A 19,680-nucleotide genomic window follows, 5' to 3' on the forward strand; every position below is an offset into this window, starting at 1 on the left:
AGTAAAATTATCAGACAATTACTCTGATTGTGGTAAATTTTATGATCTCATAGTTATTGCATTTTTTCTATAGGGTTAAAAACCAATAATGAGGTTTACTAACTACGATGGTAGTATTCATGTTCTGTATCAACATAAATATAATTACTTTTAATGCCATTTAAGTTATTAATTAACTAAAAAATAAATACTTTTTTTGTCCTATTTTTTAGTAATCAAGGATAGTTCGCTGAATTACCTTCAAGCAACTAGTAAAATTTTATATTGGAAAAAGTAAATTAGCTTCAGTGACAACTGTAACAATCATAGACTCTTTCAATATATTTATGTTAACAATTTATTTAAATAGCTCATAAATTATTCGCTTTTTTGTATCTATTATATCTGTGATTATCGGTAATTAAAAGATCAACTATCTTGAATTAGATATTGAATAACCTAAAGTATAATTCTTATGTATTTTTCCTGAGACTTTCTTTTAGGTATGTTTTAACCTATAGGATAGTTATCCTGCAAGGTATTAATAATTTCAATTGTTATAGTTTTAAAAATTTAATTTTCTAAAACTGTTTATCTTATCTAAGATAGCTTTTCATTCTTTGAATAAATTTAATTTTTAGCCTTATATTTATAAAATAATTTTTAGGAAATTTATGACTATAAAAAAAAGATTTTTACTATTTATGCTAGCCTATACAGGCTATTATTAATAATAGCTAATTTTACTCTATATTTTGTCTATAAATAGTAAAAATCTAGTGATTTTATAAATTTTAAGTTCACCAAGCAATGTTTTAATTATTGATTTATATAAACAATTGATTGACTTAACTCTTTATTTAACTTTGGTTGTTGGTAAATTTATTAGTATCTTCAAAAGAAGATACTCCGAATATATTTTTCTGTAAATGCTGCTGTCTTTTGCTTTAAAAGTTCTAATACCTTAAGACAACTAAAATTTTACAATAACTAAAATAAAAATTGCACTGGTAAAAAGTTTTTTTCTTTCTTAGATAAATGTTACTATAAGTAATAGTACGATTTTTTTCAAAAAAATTATGCTATCAATTTCTTCAAATAGCTGATTCTGTTAAATTATTAGACTGATGATTATGAAATTCATAAGAGAGCTTTCGCTAAATAAATTTAAAACATCTTTCATGATGAGAGATGTTTTAAATTTATATCGTAACTTTTGTCTCGATGCTTCCATAATTGAAAAAGCTAATTAAGGGAATGAATCGTGCACTGACTACCTAGCTGATTCTCGTAAGATAGAGCAGGATAAAATAAAAAAACTTATCAAAGAAGAAAAGAGAATTACACCTTCTGGTTCTTGTATGACATAGTGTTCTGCATGAGGGATAAATTTAAACCTATTGGTCCGTAAATTACAAGCTATTAAAAAGACTTTTTCTCCTGAGTCTGGGGAGTCGAGTGAATATAAGCGTTTGGAAGTTACAGGTGGTTCAGCTTATGCTGGAGCTGCTGTATACATGAGTAGTCGAACATAGCTTTATACTCTGTCTAGAAGTTTTAGCTCTTTTATCGAAAGTTGCTCCAATTTTTGTGACTCCAACAAAAAAAGAGCCCCATGACTAATTTGTATTGACATTAAGCCAATATTGACTCCCTTGGCAGTTGTTCCTTAAGTCTAAATAGATTAAGGTGAAATTCAAAAGGTTTTTACTTTTGTGTATTAAAATTTTACTTAATCTGTCATGTAGGACTAAATACTTCAAGAGGAAGGAACTAGAAACAGATTTTAACTTTTTAGTTGTTTAAGAGGACTAATAATCATTCTACTTTCTTTTTAAAAGAAAGTGGGAGTCATATACATTTTTTTTTACGAGCACAATTATACTTTTTTAGTTATGATAAGAAGTGTTTTTTTCTTCACAAACTAAACCTTGTGTTATGTTTAAAAATTCTGATATACTTCCTTTCAGTATATAGCTTTCTATCTTCCTCTTTCATATTAACTTTGATTGAGGTAACACTTCTTTCAATCTGTTAAGTTCTACTATATGGTTGGTTCATTCTTAAGAAGAATTATAGTGATAAAGTCTTATTATTAAGCAATATTCATGCGTTTCTACCAACTTACTAAGTTTTTAAAGTTTTTGGTATTTTGATATTTTCTCGACTTTTTCTCCTAATTGTTTCTTGTTCTCGATTCTTAACTATCAGTTAACTATTCTAAGTTTACTAGCACCGTATATAACAAAACTATGACCAACACGACTAGAAGAAATAACCCTTTACTCATTGGGGAAGGACTTCCTCCATTTCATGAAATTCGGACTGATCAAATAGTTCTGGCTATAACTGAACTAATTGAAAATTTAGATTTCCAATTAACTAACTTAGAAACTAATGTCACTCCCACTTGGGAAGGATTGGTAGAACCTTTAACAGAAATTGAAGAACGGTTAAGATGGAGTTGGGGAATTGTCGAGCATTTAATGTCAGTTAAAAATAGTCAAGAACTGCGAAAAGCTTATGAACAATCTCAACCTTATGTTGTTCAATTTACCAACAAAATCAACCAAAGTCAGTTCTTGTATAAGGCATTTAAAGCGCTGCAAAACAGTGAAGTATGGAATACGTTAGGATCTGCCCAGAAGCGCATTGTTGAGACAGCTATCCGTGAAGCAGAACTCGCTGGGGTAGGCTTAGAAGGAGAAAAACGAGAACGATTTAATCAAATTCAATTAGAATTGGCAGAACTTTCTACTAAGTTTTCTAATAATGTTTTTGATGCAACCAAAGCATTCAGACTGAAATTAAAAACGAAAAAAGAAGTTGATGGTTTACCCGCTAGTTTGCTGAGTTTAGCTGCTCAAACAGCTCGATCTGAAGGGGAAGAAAATGCTACCCCAGAGGCAGGACCTTGGGTGATTACACTTGATTATCCTAGTTATGTGCCTTTTTTAAAGTATAGTAGTCAACAAGACTTACGAGAAAAAGTTTATAAAGCGTTTTTAACTCGTGCTTCTAAAGGACATTTGGATAACAATCCCTTAATAGAACAGATTTTAGAATTACGTAAAGAAAAAGCTCAATTATTAGGCTATAATACCTATGCTGAAGTCAGTTTAGCCCGTAAAATGGCTCCCGATGTAGAAACGGTTGAAAAACTTCTTGAAGAATTACGTCAAGTTAGTTACAAAGCGGCGGTTCAGGACTTAAAAACTTTAAAAACTTTCGCTAAAACTGATAACTTAAAACATTGGGATATTAGTTTTTGGGCAGAAAAACAAAGAGAAATAAAGTTTAATTTTACTGCTGAAGAATTGCGTCCTTATTTTCCTTTACCTCAAGTATTAAAGGGATTATTTACTTTAGCACAACGGATTTTTCAGGTCACCATAACTCCTGCTGATGGTCAAGCCCCTGTATGGCACAAAGAGGTTCGTTATTTCCAGGTTAGAAATGAATTAGGAGAAGCGATTGCCTCCTTTTATCTTGACCCCTATAGTCGTCCACTAGAAAAACGGGAAGGGGCTTGGATGAATGATTGTATTGGCCGGGCAAAAATTCAAACAGACGGAAGATTTTATACTCGTTTACCTGTTGCTTATCTTATCTGTAATCAAACCCCTCCTGTGGGGAAAGAACCTAGTTTAATGACCTTTAATGAAGTCACTACTTTGTTCCATGAATTTGGTCACGGACTTCAACATATGTTAACTCAAGTAGATTATCCAGGGGCATCAGGAATTAATAATGTTGAATGGGATGCTGTGGAACTACCTAGTCAATTTATGGAAAATTGGTGTTATGATCGCCATACTTTATTCAACATAGCTAAACATTATAAAACAGGAGAAACCTTGCCAGAACATTTTTACCAAAAATTAGTGGCTGCACGTAATTATATGAGTGGTTCATCCATGTTACGTCAGTTGCACTTTAGTTTTTTGGACTTAGAATTACACTATCGTTATAACCCCAATAAAGAAAAAACTACTTCTCAAGTCCGTGATCGAATTTCTCAAAAAACAATGGTAATGAAACCCTTACCAGAAGACTCATTTTTGTGTACTTTTTGTCATATATTTTCAGGAGGCTATGCGGCTGGGTACTACAGTTATAAATGGGCAGAAGTATTAAGTGCAGACGCTTTTGCTGCTTTTGAAGAAGTAGGTTTGAAAAATGAAAAAGCTATTATAAAAGTAGGTCAAAAATTTCGGGATACGGTATTAGCGTTGGGAGGAAGCGTTCACCCAATGGAAGTATTTAAAACTTTTCGAGGACGAGAACCTAAAACTGAATCTTTACTAAAACATCGTGGCTTACTATAGTATTTATAGTAGTAAAATTAGTGTTTTATTTATTAAAGTTATTTACCCTCAACTACTTAAAAATCAACAACTATAGACTCCAGAGTTATCCTAACTCTGGGATTAAAAATTATTTCTGAAGTTTGCTGTTTTTAAAACTGAGTCTGATGAAAATTTATGAAGAAAAAGAAAAATATATAGATTTACTACAGAAGTAGTATTTACTAAAGCATAGTGCTATGGATATAAAATTTAATTTTAATCTTACTCAAGTATTTTGTGATCTAGATCGCTTCTGTTAAAGATTTGAACAACATTGTCATTATGTGCTTATATCGACAAATTAACGGCATATTTTAGAGAAGAAATACGCCGTTCTCGTTTGAAAATAAGTGAGACTATGACCTTAGGGACCAAGCATATGTTGCTCAGTAACTCTTTGATATGAAACTTTTTTTAAAAATACTTCTGTCTTTTATTCTGAATGTTAAGATTAAAAAAATTTAAATTTAGTTAAATTTTAAAAATAGCTTTTTTTTACCTGTTTTAGCCAGTAAAAAAAATGGATTTAATAAAATTATTTATCTTACCACTAATAGGTCTATTTCTATAATTTTAAAAAAAAAAGGAATAGAACATTCCTATTTTTATAGGATAAGGTTTTATTTTGATTATTTAGGCTTAATACTAAAAAGAACAAAAAAAAATTAAGTAAAATTTTATATTTTATACTTTCCGGTGAACTCATAGCAGTTTATATTTTCCTTTGTGCTTTTTCTTTCACCTCTGACTGTATTATTTAAACTTATCAAGCAGAAGAGTATTTAGAATAGGACCTTGTCAACTATAAATAAATTTTTTAAAATTTATTTATAGTTGATTCTATTTAGATAGATTAAAGTAAAGACACAAAAAACGTCAGTTTTATTAAAAAATAAATTCATATCCTATATATATTTTTACTAAATTTATATAAATTAACAATAAGACTAATTAATCAAATCAACAGCTGGTAGATTGTTTCTAAGTAAATTAAAGTTTTGTTAATTGTCTCTGGAGTTTTTCTAGTCATTACTCGTCACTGTGCTAAGGCAAGTACAGAAAAATATATCACGTTAATTGGAGTGCTGGCTACATCGGGTTCTCTAGCTGTTTTTACTTTTGAACGATGAACAAATAAAGAAGCTTTTCTTACTTATATTACAGAAGTACTGGTATCATAATTGTGGCTAAAAGCTTGTATCATCATGGATGATTTACCAACTTATAAATTAATAAAAATTAGAGAATTGACAAAATCTTTGGGAGCAGTAGTTGTGTTTTATCTCCTTATCCTTTTGATTTTAATCTAATTAAAAACTATTGATCAAAAATTAAATGATTTTTACAAATTTAATAATCCTAAAATTCTAGAGGACTCAATCAGGCTATCAATGAAGTGATTGATTCAGTAACCGATGAAGACACAATTGGCTAGTTTGCCCACTGCTGTCGTTATGAGCCAATCAATTAAGGACCTCTACAATAATGAAACTACAAATAGAAAATCAAATTGTAGATAATCAAAGAGTTGAAAATATTTTGCTAAATATCTTCAATATTATCTCAGATATTGGATTATTAGAAATTGCTATTAGTTCTAGATTATGCAATGTTCTTTTTACTAATATTCCAGTTTCTATTACTCCTACACTCCGAATAGTAAATCGTAGGTAACTAACAATTAAAAACTATTAAAGATTAAAGTTAATAAGAGATTAATTTTTAATTAAATAAACGAAATAAAAATTTCAATAGGTTTCTCAAGAAAATATTTAAATCTATTTTTTTGATCTATTAAATAGATCAAAAAAATAATTGGTTAGTTAACTTATAAACATGATAATTCAAAGGATTTATTGACGAGTTAAATAATATGAAAAGTTTATTTTACGAAATTAATATGAATTCTGATAAAACCGATCCTCATTATCAACAGAGATTGAGTTTTTAAAAGTCAGGAAATAAACAAACAACCATCGAAAATTACACTTAAGCTTTACATTTGGATTCTACTTATGTTAGGGTTTACCGTCATCAAGGTATTCTTCTAGCAGAGTTAGGACACTATAAGTAAACGGAAGTAGATCTACGTCTAGCGACCAAATACTACTTTAAGCAAGACGATATTAACGGTTATTGTAGAGCTATGAATATTAGTAAATAATTGTTATAGTATTTTTGTTTTTCTCGGAAAAGAGATAATTCTAGACTAATTCTTTGATTTAAATGAACAGTAAATGACAGACGATAATAAAGTAAATTTTCGAGTTATTAAAATAATTTTTATAGTAAACTTTTCCTTCTTAAATTAACTTTAAAATATAACTAGTAGACTAAAAACAGATGATTGTTTTTCCGTAGTCTGAGGTAATAAATAGTGTCCAGCACAATTAAATTTTTGTTAAAATAAATTTGTTAGTCATGGACTATTCACAATCTTGTCATAGAAGCTACTTGAAAGCTACTTTTCTTTTTTATTCAACAAATATCCGGTTTTAAGAAAAATATCATGTAACGATTAAAGATATAAATACAAAGTTTAATAATTAATTATTAGCTTATTACAATTTAAATTGTATAAACAACATGATTGAGTATTTTATGTATAAATTGAGTTGAAATATCTGAATATTTACTTAATTCTAAGAATAGAATTTTAAGATTTAAACCTATTAAAATTTATCTTAATTGAGATTAAAATATTAAATTATTTTATATAAATGATCAATTAAATATTGGGTATTTTATTGGTATAGGCTACAAGAAAATATCTATTGTAAGACAGTTTATTATTAAATTAAATCTAAATTAGTATGAATTAAATTAACGGAATAGTTTAACTAACTTAAAAAGTAGATAACATTTTTAAAAAAATAAAAAATACTTAAAAATAGTGGGATTAAGAATGTAGCTAAAAGGAATAAAGTGAGCTAAAAAATAGAAATAATGCTCAATAATTTAGATTAAAAATTACAAGTATGGAAAAATAAGACATTAAATTGGTAACTGACAAAATTGCTGTTATCAAAAAACAGAGAAGTTATTATGTAGTGTTTACATTTTTATGTAAAATAATTAACGTGGTAATTATAAAAATAATAACAGTTTCAAAAAGAGAGTAAAATAGGTTATTTTCAATATTGAAGATGTTAGTATAGATTTGAAGTCAATGTAAATCTTTATAAATCATAAAAATTGTAAATAAATCAATGCAATAAACTAAAGTAGCAGTGGATAGATTCTATGCAACTAAACCAGTTAATATTCAGTTAAATAATTTTAAAAAAATTTGACTATAAAAGTAAAATTAGACTAGGTGTATAAGACTTTATAGAAAAACCTAGATTAGGTATAGTAATTATTAAGATTAGCTAATTGGCATTAAAAATATTGTTCACTATACCAAAAAATTGTTAATTAGTTAGGCTGATCATTAAATTGAAGAAATTATTATCTATTTTTACCGAGTAACAACTTAAGAAAACTTTAATTTTTTATTAAAAAATTAAAGTTTTCTTAAAAAGAGAGCTGATACGTTTAGAAAATCTATCAATTTTTAACTACGAAGTTTCTTGACTTAGCATTTCAATAGTTTATCTCACATAATAATTGCTTATTTTTGATGACAAAAGATAGTATTTAACTATCTTTTTTTGAAGAAAGTATTAGTATGGTGTACTAGAAGTATTCTCATGGCATAAATTAAATTTTTTTTATGAACTCCTCCTGATATTGTAAATTAAAATTTAATCCTTTACTATCAATATAATTCAAAGCATCAGTGAATTATATTGATAGTAGTATTTGTTACAAATGTAGTTATTTATCTTTTTTAAAGATGGTGATTAAGTAATTTAGTTATAGGATAAATAAACCTAAATAGGTAGATTTTAATAAATGTAGAACATTTTTTAGAAGAGCAATTACTAGATACTAGTTGACTTCAAAAATTAGCTAGCACAATCAGTGAAGCAAGAATGATGAAAGTTTACTTACATTTTTTTAAACCAAAAACAAGAGCATTAAATTTATGTTTAAACATAAATTTAACAGTCAACTAAATTTTTAATTTAGTAAAAATTATACAAAATATAAAAATTTAAAAAATAAGGAAGAAAGGTAATATAAATTTAACTGTAATTGCTTAAATGTAGAAATGCAAAATAATTCTCTTTTTAAAAGTTTGTTTAGACTTACTTAACATATATTCTCAGTGGAGAAGTCTATAGTGGTATTAAATTAATTTTAGAATCCTTAATTCTAGAACAGTGAGAGTTCATTACAACGTTGTCCGTATCCAGTTACCTTCTCAGAAATTCCTGAGTGTAAAGTGGCTCTGGAAAAGTCAAAGACTTATTTTACGACTACAACCGGGATCTTTTGGGTTGAGTTCTTGGATGTTGCTTCTCAACTCTGCAACTTTTATTAAGGTATTTTTTGTAAAGCAAATCTAGCTGAATCAGCAAGAACTAAGCTATTAACTATATATAGGTTATTCTCAATCAATTAAGTTTTTCCCAAGTAAACGTCATTTCTCCTTTTCCTTTTCGAGAGAATTATTTTATTGCTATTTACCACGAAGTTGTCTGACCACAGGGAAGAAACAGTTAATAGTAAACGGTTTTAAGACTTTAAAATGTTCTAAAACGTAGGGTTATTTATTATAATATCTGAAGTATTTTTTTTATGGGTTGACAAATGTCAGTGGATTTAGTTATACTCGTAGACGGTTTGGGAGATGGGACTGTAGTTCAACTGGTTAGAGCACCGCCCTGTCACGGCGGAAGTTGCGGGTTCGAGCCCCGTCAGTCCCGTGTGCACAAAACTAATTTAGATAAAATCTTTAACAAATTAGTTCTTTTTGCCGCTTGTAGGCACATATTATTGAGGAGTGGGAGTTTTCTCCGCGAACTGCGCAAAAGTATAGCGCAGGCTTTCCTAGCTTGCAGTTAAGACTTTACTGCTTACATTAGTCTTTTCTCGATAGAAAATGTTGCCATTCATCTGCCCTCGTTTGGATTCTTCACCTAGTCAGTGCTAAGGACTATTTATTAGCTATGATATATATACAATGATATATATATCATTTTTAACTATCAGAAAAACTGTTTCGAGCTTCTTAAGATTATTGATTATCTTGCACAACTCAGCTCTAGCCAGTCCCCACTAGCTAGAGCTGCGGGGTTCGCCTTTTAATTTTAGCTTGTTTCTGGGGGTTGATTGACCGTTTTAATGTTAGCTTTCCTAATTTTGTCGTTAAGCCGTTACTCTGCTTTGAGAGTAACGTCAAAAGATTTCGGATACTCGCCTACAATTTGGTGCACTTGGCTTGTTGTATGAGCTGGGGTTTCTAGTGCGGGTGCTAACTTCATTGAAGTCTTGATTATCTTAACTAAATAAAATATAAAATCGAACAATATCGTTTTCAAAATGCTTTTCAATACTTTGACTTTTCCAAATTTGTTTTAATGAATGATCATCCATTTTTTTGTTAATATCTGTCAATTTTAAATAGTATAGTCCGGACGGAGATATCAAGTTAAAGTTTCTGAAAAAATCAGTTTAAAATAGTTAATTTTTTCAGACAAAATATCTTATTTTTTGTTTATTGAATTTATTTAACTAGAAAAACTTATATCACCAAATATGGCTAATAAATCAATTTAAGTTGTATTCTTAATAAGTTCTCTAATGACTGTGTCTTAAAAATTTTAACTTAACTTAATACTTTATTTTTTTACTTAATTTTATTGAATAAATAAACAGGTTAATAACTTTCTTTTAGCCAGAAATGGTTCACATCGTCATGAGTAAATTGATAAATATCTTGGATAGACAATTACAGTCTGAATATTGGTATTCACCAAAACATACAAGCATAGATATATAAATGATACTCAGCCATTGATTTATTTATAAGAGTTACTATAACTCCCCTCTATTTTATCAGTTTTCTGCTCTTGATTTTTAGGATAGCTTTATGTTTTCAAACAGCTTATATTTAAGTTGATCTGTTAATGCGTAATTCCTAGCACATAGGATAGTCAATCGAATTCTATCTTAAAAACCCAAAACCCTTTTCTAGAAAACGCAGGATGTTTATCTCTTCGTAGTAACATGGCTTTCTATGGTAATAAAACAGATTTACCATTGATTATGTCCGCCAACTAACTTTATTATCTGATGCTGTACTCCATAGCCTCACAAGGATAGAACATGCCACTGGCTTATTAGTGAATTTTAACTTCGTAGCTATTGGTTCTAGAAAACCTGACGCTACTCAGACTGTCTTCGTATCCGTTTATTTTGTTCGATTGAACTATCCTACCCTAGTGTCCGAACTTTTAACGATTCTTAGTTAAGGAGTGGCTTTAGCCTTTATCTTTATTTAGAACCTCTAAGGGGAAATTAATAATAGCTAAATTCGATAAGAAAAACAACCAGGTTTACAATAGTAAATATTATTCAGATTTGCTCCTAAAAATTTAATAAATATTCAATAATTTTATTGTAACTTCAACTTCTTGAGGAAAACAAATTGTCTATACCTCTAAGGAGTTACTTTTACCTAAAAAATCTATTTTTTAGGTAAAAGTCAACCTGCTGATACAGTACATCTAGAGTCAAAGAATTATCCAAAACGACATCAGCTAAAGCAACTTTTTTTTCCAAGGAGATTTGACTTTCTATTCTTTTTATAGCCTGTTTCTGAGTCATTTTATTGTTTTTAATTAATCGCTTAATTTGTTGGGAATAAGAACAGCGGACAACCCAAATTTCTGTTACTAAATTAGTTAGTTTAGCTTCAAATAGTAGAGGAATAGATAAAATTATTATTAAAGATTTTAACTTACTTATTTTTTTCTCAATTTTTTTTTTAATAAAAGGATGAATTTTACTTTCTAACCACTGTTTTTCTTCTAAGTTATTGAAAATAATATCTCCTAATATCTGACGATTTAATTGTCCATCAGGTAACTGAATCAATTGGCCATAGCGAGTAAAAATTTCCTGTAATGTAGGAGAATCTGGTTTAACTGCTTCTCTAGCATAAATATCAGCATCTAAAATAGGAATTTTATAAATCTTATTAATGTAGTTAGAAACCGTAGTTTTTCCAGTGGCAATTCCTCCGGTTAACCCAATAATTCTTTGTAACTTCGTACTCATTTTTTATTCCTATCTTTTTAGCAGTTTTAATGTTACAGTCAAGTTTATCTTGTACCCTTCTGGGATAAATCTTAGCTATCCTAGAAAAAAGGAGTATTGGTTAAGAAAGAATTTATGAATCTATCAATCTGCCCCAAATGTGGGGGGAATTTAGAAAAAGTTATCTATGAAGAGACCAAAGTGGAACGATGTTACCAATGTCGGGGAATTTGGTTTGACTCTTTAGAAGCCGAACAGCTAAAAAATCTTAAAGGTTCTGAGACTATAGACTTAGGAGATTTTCAGGAGGAGAGTCCATCAGAATCATTACAAAAAAAAGTGAATTGTCCCCGATGTCAAGTTCCAATGCTCAAAATATTTGATTTTGACGAATATCCCCTTTGGTATGAAACTTGTTTAGAATGCCATGGTCTTTGGTTTGATGCAGGGGAGTTTCAACAATTTAAACAGAATTTTCAGCAGAAAGGATACCTAGCTCGAGCGATGAAAATCCTACGTTTTAAAAAAAATGTGTTATCATAACATAACAAGGAAAGTGGTGTCTTAATAAGACTAGGGTAGTAATGTGCTGTCAGCACTGACAGGTGCGAGTGAGGTATTGGCAACTCCGGGTGGTTTAGATTCATTATGTATGTCCCAACGTCCCATTTACCTAGACTGTCATGCCACGACTCCTATGGACGAGCGAGTACTAGAGGCTATGATGCCTTATTTTACTCGATATTTTGGTAATCCTTCCAGTACTGCTCATATTTATGGGTGGGAAAGCGATGCAGCCGTTAAAAAGGCTAGAAAAACTCTAGCGGATGCCATTAATTGTAGTCCCGAAGCAATTGTTTTTACCAGTGGCGCAACAGAAGCTAATAATTTAGCAATCAAAGGAATTGCTGAAGCCTATTTTAATAAAGGACAACATATTATTACCGTCCAAACTGAGCATCGAGCAGTGTTGGAGCCATGCCATTATTTGGAAACACTAGGGTTTGAAGTAACCTTTTTACCTGTTCAAAAGGACGGATTAGTCGATTTATATGAATTAGAAAAAGCTATTCGTCCTGAGACAATTTTACTGTCAGTCATGGCGGCTAATAATGAAATTGGGGTTATTCAACCTTTGGCAGAAATTGGACAAATTTGTCATGATCATCAAGTTTTATTCCACAGTGATGCAGCGCAGGCGATCGGAAAAATTCCTCTAGATGTTCAAACGATGAACTTAGATGTTATGTCTTTAACTGCCCACAAAGTTTATGGACCCAAAGGCATCGGGGCACTATATGTCCGCTGTCGTAATCCTAGAGTGCGCTTAGCTGCCCAGTTGCACGGAGGGGGACAGGAAAAAGGAGTACGCTCAGGAACCCTCTATACCCCCCAAATTGTAGGATTTGCTAAAGCTGTGGAATTAGGATTAGAAGAAATAGAGTCTGAAGGAAAACGTCAAAGTCAATTGCGCAATCACCTTTGGCATCGATTAAGTCAACTAGACGGTATTTATCTTAATGGTCACCCCACTAAACGGTTACCTGGTAACCTTAACATTAGTGTTGAAAAGGTTGACGGCTCTGCCTTACTACTAGGATTACAGTCAACAGTAGCAGTATCTTCAGGCTCTGCTTGTTCTTCGATGGGAACAACTCCTTCTCATGTTCTCCTAGCTTTAGGATATCAGGATTCCCTAGCTTATGCCTCCTTGCGCTTCGGACTAGGGCGATTTACCACCACCCAAGATATTGAGCAGGTGAGTGGGTCAACAATAAGTACCATTAAGTCTTTACGTCAAGCCACTATTTAAATTTAATGTTCAGCAAAACATGGGGGCGTTAAACTAATTTACCTGATGAAATCAGGATCATGATAAACCAATATGCCTCTTCAAAGGAAACGATTTTGGATAACTTCTTCTTATTAAAGACCCATGAGGTAAAGTCTTTGTCGAAGTTACAAAAAGGCATAAGTTTCAGTGGAACCAATGAGCAAAATGAGCTATGAGCTAGTAGCTGAACAATTACTAAACTTTCTGGAAGAAGAAAGAAAAGATCTTAATCCTTAATAACGAGAAGAGTTTAATTCCAGTCATTATCTCAGAACTTTTCCGAGATAATGACTGGCTTATTGTTGAAACAACCAGTTTAACCACTTTTGCCAGTTTGATTTTCAGTGTACAGAATCCCCATAATTACGCAGGGAATTGCTACTTACTCCTTGAGCCTATTACTTCTAGTGCTAAACTTACCGACCCTAGTACTTTACTTTAGCACCGACAGAAGGAGTTCTTAATGAAAGATTATTTGGTTTAGACTATCCGACAAATTTGTTTTTTTAGCCAGTTCAGGAATGATCTATTTGGGAAGATATAAGAGAAAATATTCTTATTAAACCTGTTAATCTTAGGGCAATAAAAGACGATAATACTAAGATTTTTGCTATGTTGTAAAACATATGGTTGAATTGATATACTCCTAAACAATCGTAAAATATTAAGCTAAATTAGTAGTTTAAAAGAAAATATTTTCACAGCTAAAAATGAACTAAAAATTCTTAGAGTAACTAAAAAAATTTGCAAAATTAACTTAATTTGATCTCTTATAAAGCCTGGATAGCATCAACTCTTAGTTAGGACCAAGAAAGGATAGTACAAATGGATAAAATATAAGAACTTGAACGATAAATTGCTGTTATCTCAACAAAGTTTACTAATAAAAGTCCTCAATACAAGGATCGACAAAAGCAAAGGAACAATTTGCAAAAATTGTTGAATAAAACTACTCAATAAATTCTGACTAACAATTTCTTATCTGCATCCCCTAACTCGGTAGCTTTTGAGTATTAAAATAAAGTTAGATAAGATTTGATCCAACAATTAATAGAAACTAGTAACAAAATAGAGGTGTTAGAAAATTAGCTACAGTCTTTAGCCGTAGAAAGGTAAAAATTAGAAAAAGAAGCTCAGTACTATCCTGCTTTAATTAATGAATTTAGTGATACTAAACTTCAAATTCAGCTAACTGAAGAACTGTTGGACAAACTATTTCTTCAACGGAAAACCTTTAAAGTTGAATCAGCACAAAATATTTCTTGACAACTGATCTCTAAATCCCAAATTACCATCAATGTTGAAGTAGAATACATTGGTTATCTACCAGATCGGAAAAATAAGCTTCTCGCTGGTCTAGTTGAGAGACTCCTGTTAGGAATGGAAATATCAATTTTACGGGAACAACTCTGCAATATTTTCTTATGTGCTAATGATGTTGCTTATTTACTTCCAATTCTCTCCTTGGCTGATATTCCTAAAGATGATCCTGCTGAATTTTTTAAGGATGTAAACGGCAAGTTTTTATCTTATAAGAAGATGCGAGCATCACATAGACAATCCTAAGAAAAGTTTTTAAGTGTTGGGAGAATAACTGTTCCTTAGGATTCTCATTTTGCGGTCGAAGCATTTCACTTAAACTATATGTTCAACTTTGTTTACTCTCAAATATCAATCTTCGTTCGGTACTGATAACTTCAGTTGGAGGCAAAGATGGTCAACGAGTGCTTCTTGTAAATGGTAATTTAGATCATCCTTTACTAATCAAATTTATTAATTATTAATAGTCAGAAGCCTAGTTAACTTAACCTACTAAATCTGCATCTCAACACCCCTTTATTTTTTTCTCGATATTTTTGTAGAAACCCTGCATGCAACCTCTTTACACAAGGGAGTATAACAACTAGCTCTGGAGGCTCCTGTATGGCAAGGGATTAATGTTCTACCTCAATCCAGATGATCAACAATTCAATTATCCTCAACTCGTCGGTTCATTCTTTCTCAACGGGGGTTTTTATCCTTTACCACTTCGTGTAAAGTTTCCCAACGAAGACTAACTGGTCTAGGGATTTTGGGTAAAGAGACAGAGGGAGCATGTCCTCCTAAAAGTTCAACAGCTTTTCTATAGTGGGGGTCAGCATGAGTTCCAACTAAGGATGGATCATCCCTCAGTTGTGTATGTTCCTCTTCGCTTATTTCTATATAAATATCGGGTTTAATCCCTTTTTGATTAATATCCTTCCCACTGGGGGGATAATACCGGGCAATGGTAACCGCTAACCCAGACCCATCTGATAAGGAGTGAACTGACTGTACAGTTCCCTTACCATAAGTGGTAGTTCCTACCACTGTTGCTCGTTGATTTTCTTTTAACGCCCCTGCTAAGATCTCACTGGCACTGGCTGAACCATTATCGACCAACACCACTAAGGGTAAATCAGTTAATGAGGTTCCATTAGCTGAAAAATGACGATCACCACCACGACGATCAACCGTCATAACAATTTCTCCTTTTTTGAGCCAAAGACGAGCAATATCTACACTGGCAAGAAGCAATCCTCCTGGATTTCCCCGTAAATCTAAAATATAAGCGGATACCTCTTTATTTCTCAAATCTTTTATTGCGCTTGTCATTTGCTCGGCGGCATGTGAACTAAACTCGTCGAGGCGAATATAACCGAGGCGAAGTTTTCTCTCCTGTTTGAGGTTATAAGTTACAGAAGCAATTTCAATCTGTGATCGTGTTAGGGTAACGACAAACACCTCTTTCTCCCCACGGGACAGTTCTAGAATAACATCAGTTCCTAATTCCCCTTTAACTGCATCTATAGCCTGTTCGAGAGTCATTAAACTTGTTGGTTGGCCGTTGATGCGATTAATACGATCACCTCTTTTAATACCCGCCTTAGCAGCCGGTGAACTTCTAACGGCCTCCACCACATATAACTGGCTCGTACGTTTGTCAAATGTTAGTCTTACCCCCACACCAGACCATTCCCCAGAGGTCTGACTAGTAAGGGTAGCAAAATTATCAGGGGTCAAAAAACGAGTATAAGGATCCCCTAGCCATTTTAGGGCTTTTTGAATAGCTTTGTATGCCTGTTTATGATTGGCATAATTTCGGCTGAGCAATTCTTGACGCTTTTCCTTCCATTTAACTCGATTGAATTCTTTGTCTACAAACTCATTGTTAACAATTTGCCACATCTCATCGATGACCACTTTAGGATTATCCTCTAAGATGGTTATCTCTGATTTAGGAGAACTTAACGCAGGAGTGGCCAGAGACTGGAGAGTTACAGCTGCGACAATCCCCCCCCAGAGACAAATTTGATGCAACCGAACGGGTTTTATCGGACTATTCATGGGGATTTTTACAGAATAATGACAATATGAAATGGGTTCGAGCAAATCAACAAGGTTTAGGTGATAGAATTAGCCGTCTTCAACCTCGATGGCTTTGATTAAACCACCACAATGGAAGAATTAAGTGTGAGTAGAGGTGATCACTATGTTTTCTTTTAGCTTTAAGTTGTACTCAAAAAAATCAAGTAGGATTGCCTGATGAACTTTTCCGATGGGATGAACCTGATCGGTTTTTGGAGAATAGCATTGTCCTTGCTTAATCATATTTACAGGTACTAACCCAAAATCGACTCCTTCTTGCAAGACTAATTGTTCTATCGCAACAGTTAAGGGAGAAGAATAAAGGTAACGAGTAATATTCGGTTCATTATAAACTCTAAACTTTATTGGGTTAGAGACTTTATAATTAATTTCTTCAACTAGTTCCCGTTTTAGTGCTTGTTTTGGGTTTTCTTCTGACTCTACATGACCTCCAAATAAACCCCAACAGTTAGGATAGGCGATTGTGGGTATGTTATCACGCAATTGGAGTAAAAAATTATCCTCTTGGTAAACAATCGCCAAGGCCACCTGAAGAGGAAATTTAGTGTCTTTGTACTCGATATTAGTTAGAGATAATTGAGGAGGAGATGAGTATTTATGCGATCGCATAGTTATTTGAATCTAATTTAACTTTATTTTGAGTTACTTTTATGGGGTAGTAGAAGTTCATTAACATCCAAATCCGGTGTCGATGTAGATTCAGGTTGAGAAGAAGGTAATGGTTGTGTGGGCTGATCGGCAGTTTGGGGTTTAGTCTCAAGTTGTTCTAACTCTACAATATACGATTCGCCTAAATCTTGGCCACCAATAGAAATTGGCTGATATTCTACTCGTCCTTTAATAGTTATGGAATCTCCTCGTCTGGGAAGGATGCCATTGGTCAGAACCCAAACTGTCCCTGTATCATCTTGAAGTTTATAGGAACCATTATCCATAAAGGGCGCATGATCAACCACAGTTCCTTCGATATAATAAGTTGTCTCTTGAGTTTGATGATCTTCTTTTGGTTGCTGATATTGGATGAGTTCATCGATAGGAGTTACTGGTATTTGAGCTATTCTGAAAAAATCTAGTCGATTACAACCGATAATTTCTCCTAGCAGTAAGAACAGAAATCCACCATGGCAAATTCTAATGTTTAAATCTTTCATGATGAGTGGGAGTAGCTTCACTTAACTGAGATATTTTAACTGAAAGGACACCTTGAAATAAGGACACCTTGAAATTTTTACTAGTTCCAAATTCATTAATTATTTGTCGATGTCTTCTTCAACTTCGTTTGTATTAAATGGTAAAGCCTTAGCCAAAAAAATGCAGTGTGAACTCCAAGAATGGGTTCAAAAGCAACAACCTAGCATTGGCCGTCCTCCAGGATTGGCCGTATTGATGGTAGGGGATGATCCAGCTAGTGCAGTTTATGTTCGTAATAAAGAGCTTGCTTGCGCTAAGACGGGAATTGCTTCTTTTGGTCATCATTTCTCTGGCAATATCTCCCAAGATGAATTAGAAACCGTTATTAGACAACTCAATCAAGATCCGCGAGTAGATGGTATATTGGTCCAGTTACCTTTACCGGTCCATTTAGACGCAGTACAATTGTTACTGGCCATTGATCCCGATAAAGATGCTGATGGTCTTCATCCGATGAATTTAGGACGGTTAATGCGTGGTGAACCAGGGTTACGCAGTTGCACCCCCGCGGGAGTCATGCGTCTTTTAGAAGAATATCAGATCGAAGTGGCAGGTAAACAAGCGGTGGTGGTAGGAAGAAGCATTTTAGTGGGCAAACCATTAGGGTTAATGTTGCTTGAAAAAAATGCCACAGTAACTATGGCTCATTCTCAGACCCGAGATTTACGGAGTGTGACCCGTCAAGGGGATATTTTAATTGTTGCGGTTGGTAAACCAGAATTCATTAACGCAGATATGGTTAAACCTGGGGCGGTAGTTATTGACGTGGGAATTAATCGTGTTGTTCGAGCAGATGGAACTTCCCAACTAGTAGGGGATGTGGATTTCAACTCTGTGGTTAATACAGCGCAATATGTTACGCCAGTTCCTGGGGGAATAGGTCCTATGACTGTAGCAATGTTATTAAGTAATACGGTGTTGAGTTATCATCAGCGGGAGACACCATGAACGAATTTTCCCAGACTTATACTTGTGAGTTACCCCAAGGTAAAACCTGGCGGGTGTCCATTATCCCTGAGCGGGATGATGTAGATTTTGATTTGATGATTGAAGATCCCGTAGGCAATATTATTGCCCGAGATAATAGTACTAATGCCGATGCTTATTGTACATTTACAAGTTTTGTAGGTGGAACCTATTTCTTTAGAGTAACATCGGTTAAAGGAAATTGTAAGTTTGCCATTGATGTTAATCCAGTGACAATTATTTTTTCTCGTAATCATTACCATCATCTTGATAGTGGTGTTGTTTGGAAAGTTGCGGTGATTCCAACGGTGAAAAATGTAGATTTTAATCTTTATATTGAAGATCCCAAGGGACAAGCAATTATTCAAGATAGTAGTCCCTATCCTTCTGCAACTTGTGTGTTTACCAGTACTGTTGAAGGTAACTATTGTTTTCGGGTTGAATCCCTTAAAGGAATGAGTGATTTCAATTTTAAAATTGAGAGATTAATTGAATAATTAAATTGATTTAAGTGTATATAAAAGTCATGAATAATCCCAATAACTTAGTTATCTTTAAGCTAAATTAGCTCAATATTTGTTATCTATAACAAAATTTTTAGGATTATCTTCTCAGAAGAGATTCAACAGAATAAAGACTTAAGAAAAGTAACCTAAATTTGATTAGATTAAGCTAATAATGAGAAACTAACTAGTGAAATACCAAATCCAAAAGACTTTGGAGTTAAAAATTAATAATATTTCTAAACCTATTAATTTTCCTTTTTTATCAACTTCAATTTGTCATTCATCTCTTCTACTGTTC

General features: G+C 32.5%; 12 protein-coding genes and 1 tRNA gene. 9 read left to right on the plus strand and 4 right to left on the minus strand.

The genetic code is table 11. The annotated features are described in order from the left end of the window. Nucleotides 1–1,379 precede the first annotated feature (1,379 nt). The 4 genes from P3F56_RS04680 to P3F56_RS04695 all read left to right on the plus strand — a co-directional run bounded on the left by P3F56_RS04680 (nt 1,380) and on the right by P3F56_RS04695 (nt 9,142). Nucleotides 1,380–1,514, plus strand: coding sequence for a hypothetical protein (locus P3F56_RS04680; RefSeq protein ID WP_281153604.1), 135 nt, complete (start codon nt 1,380–1,382; stop codon nt 1,512–1,514). Between the two features lie 717 nt (nt 1,515–2,231). Further along, a complete protein-coding gene (locus P3F56_RS04685) occupies nt 2,232–4,307 on the plus strand; it encodes a M3 family metallopeptidase (protein WP_281153605.1) in 2,076 nt (691 codons plus the stop codon). 1,019 nt (nt 4,308–5,326) lie between these two features. Continuing rightward, nucleotides 5,327–5,458, plus strand: a complete 132-nt coding sequence (locus P3F56_RS04690; RefSeq protein WP_281153606.1) for a hypothetical protein — start codon at nt 5,327–5,329, stop codon at nt 5,456–5,458. A 3,610-nt stretch (nt 5,459–9,068) separates the two neighbouring features. Then, nucleotides 9,069–9,142: transfer RNA gene (locus P3F56_RS04695), tRNA-Asp, on the plus strand. A gap of 1,750 nt (nt 9,143–10,892) precedes the next feature. Here the strand turns inward: P3F56_RS04695 and coaE are convergent. After that, a complete protein-coding gene (gene coaE / locus P3F56_RS04700) occupies nt 10,893–11,498 on the minus strand; it encodes a dephospho-CoA kinase (RefSeq protein ID WP_281153607.1) in 606 nt (201 codons plus the stop codon). A gap of 114 nt (nt 11,499–11,612) precedes the next feature. Between coaE and P3F56_RS04705 the strand changes: the two genes are divergently transcribed. The 3 genes from P3F56_RS04705 (at nt 11,613) to P3F56_RS04715 (ending at nt 14,877) form a co-directional block, all read left to right on the plus strand. After that, nucleotides 11,613–12,020, plus strand: coding sequence for a zf-TFIIB domain-containing protein (locus tag P3F56_RS04705; RefSeq protein WP_281153608.1), 408 nt, complete (start codon nt 11,613–11,615; stop codon nt 12,018–12,020). Between the two features lie 109 nt (nt 12,021–12,129). Beyond that, nucleotides 12,130–13,290 (plus strand): cysteine desulfurase family protein, encoded by a 1,161-nt coding sequence (locus P3F56_RS04710; protein ID WP_281153722.1) that lies wholly within the window; start codon nt 12,130–12,132, stop codon nt 13,288–13,290. 1,401 nt (nt 13,291–14,691) lie between these two features. Further along, entirely contained in the window at nt 14,692–14,877 is a 186-nt protein-coding gene (locus tag P3F56_RS04715) for a hypothetical protein (protein WP_281153609.1), read from the plus strand. A 435-nt stretch (nt 14,878–15,312) separates the two neighbouring features. Here the strand turns inward: P3F56_RS04715 and ctpB are convergent, their stop codons facing one another. The 3 genes from ctpB to P3F56_RS04730 all read right to left on the minus strand — a co-directional run bounded on the left by ctpB (nt 15,313) and on the right by P3F56_RS04730 (nt 17,870). After that, complete coding sequence (gene ctpB, locus P3F56_RS04720) at nt 15,313–16,677, minus strand: carboxyl-terminal processing protease CtpB (RefSeq protein ID WP_281153610.1); 1,365 nt, start codon at nt 16,675–16,677, stop codon at nt 15,313–15,315. 120 nt (nt 16,678–16,797) lie between these two features. Beyond that, nucleotides 16,798–17,328, minus strand: coding sequence for an NUDIX hydrolase (locus tag P3F56_RS04725; protein WP_281153611.1), 531 nt, complete (start codon nt 17,326–17,328; stop codon nt 16,798–16,800). 23 nt (nt 17,329–17,351) lie between these two features. Then, nucleotides 17,352–17,870, minus strand: coding sequence for a DNA-binding protein (locus P3F56_RS04730; protein WP_281153612.1), 519 nt, complete (start codon nt 17,868–17,870; stop codon nt 17,352–17,354). A 109-nt stretch (nt 17,871–17,979) separates the two neighbouring features. Between P3F56_RS04730 and folD the strand changes: the two genes are divergently transcribed. Beyond that, entirely contained in the window at nt 17,980–18,858 is an 879-nt protein-coding gene (folD, locus tag P3F56_RS04735) for a bifunctional methylenetetrahydrofolate dehydrogenase/methenyltetrahydrofolate cyclohydrolase FolD (RefSeq protein WP_281153613.1), read from the plus strand. Then, entirely contained in the window at nt 18,855–19,373 is a 519-nt protein-coding gene (locus tag P3F56_RS04740; protein ID WP_281153614.1) for a PPC domain-containing protein, read from the plus strand. Before folD ends, P3F56_RS04740 begins: the two co-directional genes overlap by 4 nt. Nucleotides 19,374–19,680 lie beyond the last annotated feature (307 nt).

Source organism: cyanobacterium endosymbiont of Epithemia clementina EcSB, assembly GCF_029919255.1.
Taxonomy (GTDB): Bacteria; Cyanobacteriota; Cyanobacteriia; order Cyanobacteriales; family Microcystaceae; genus Rippkaea.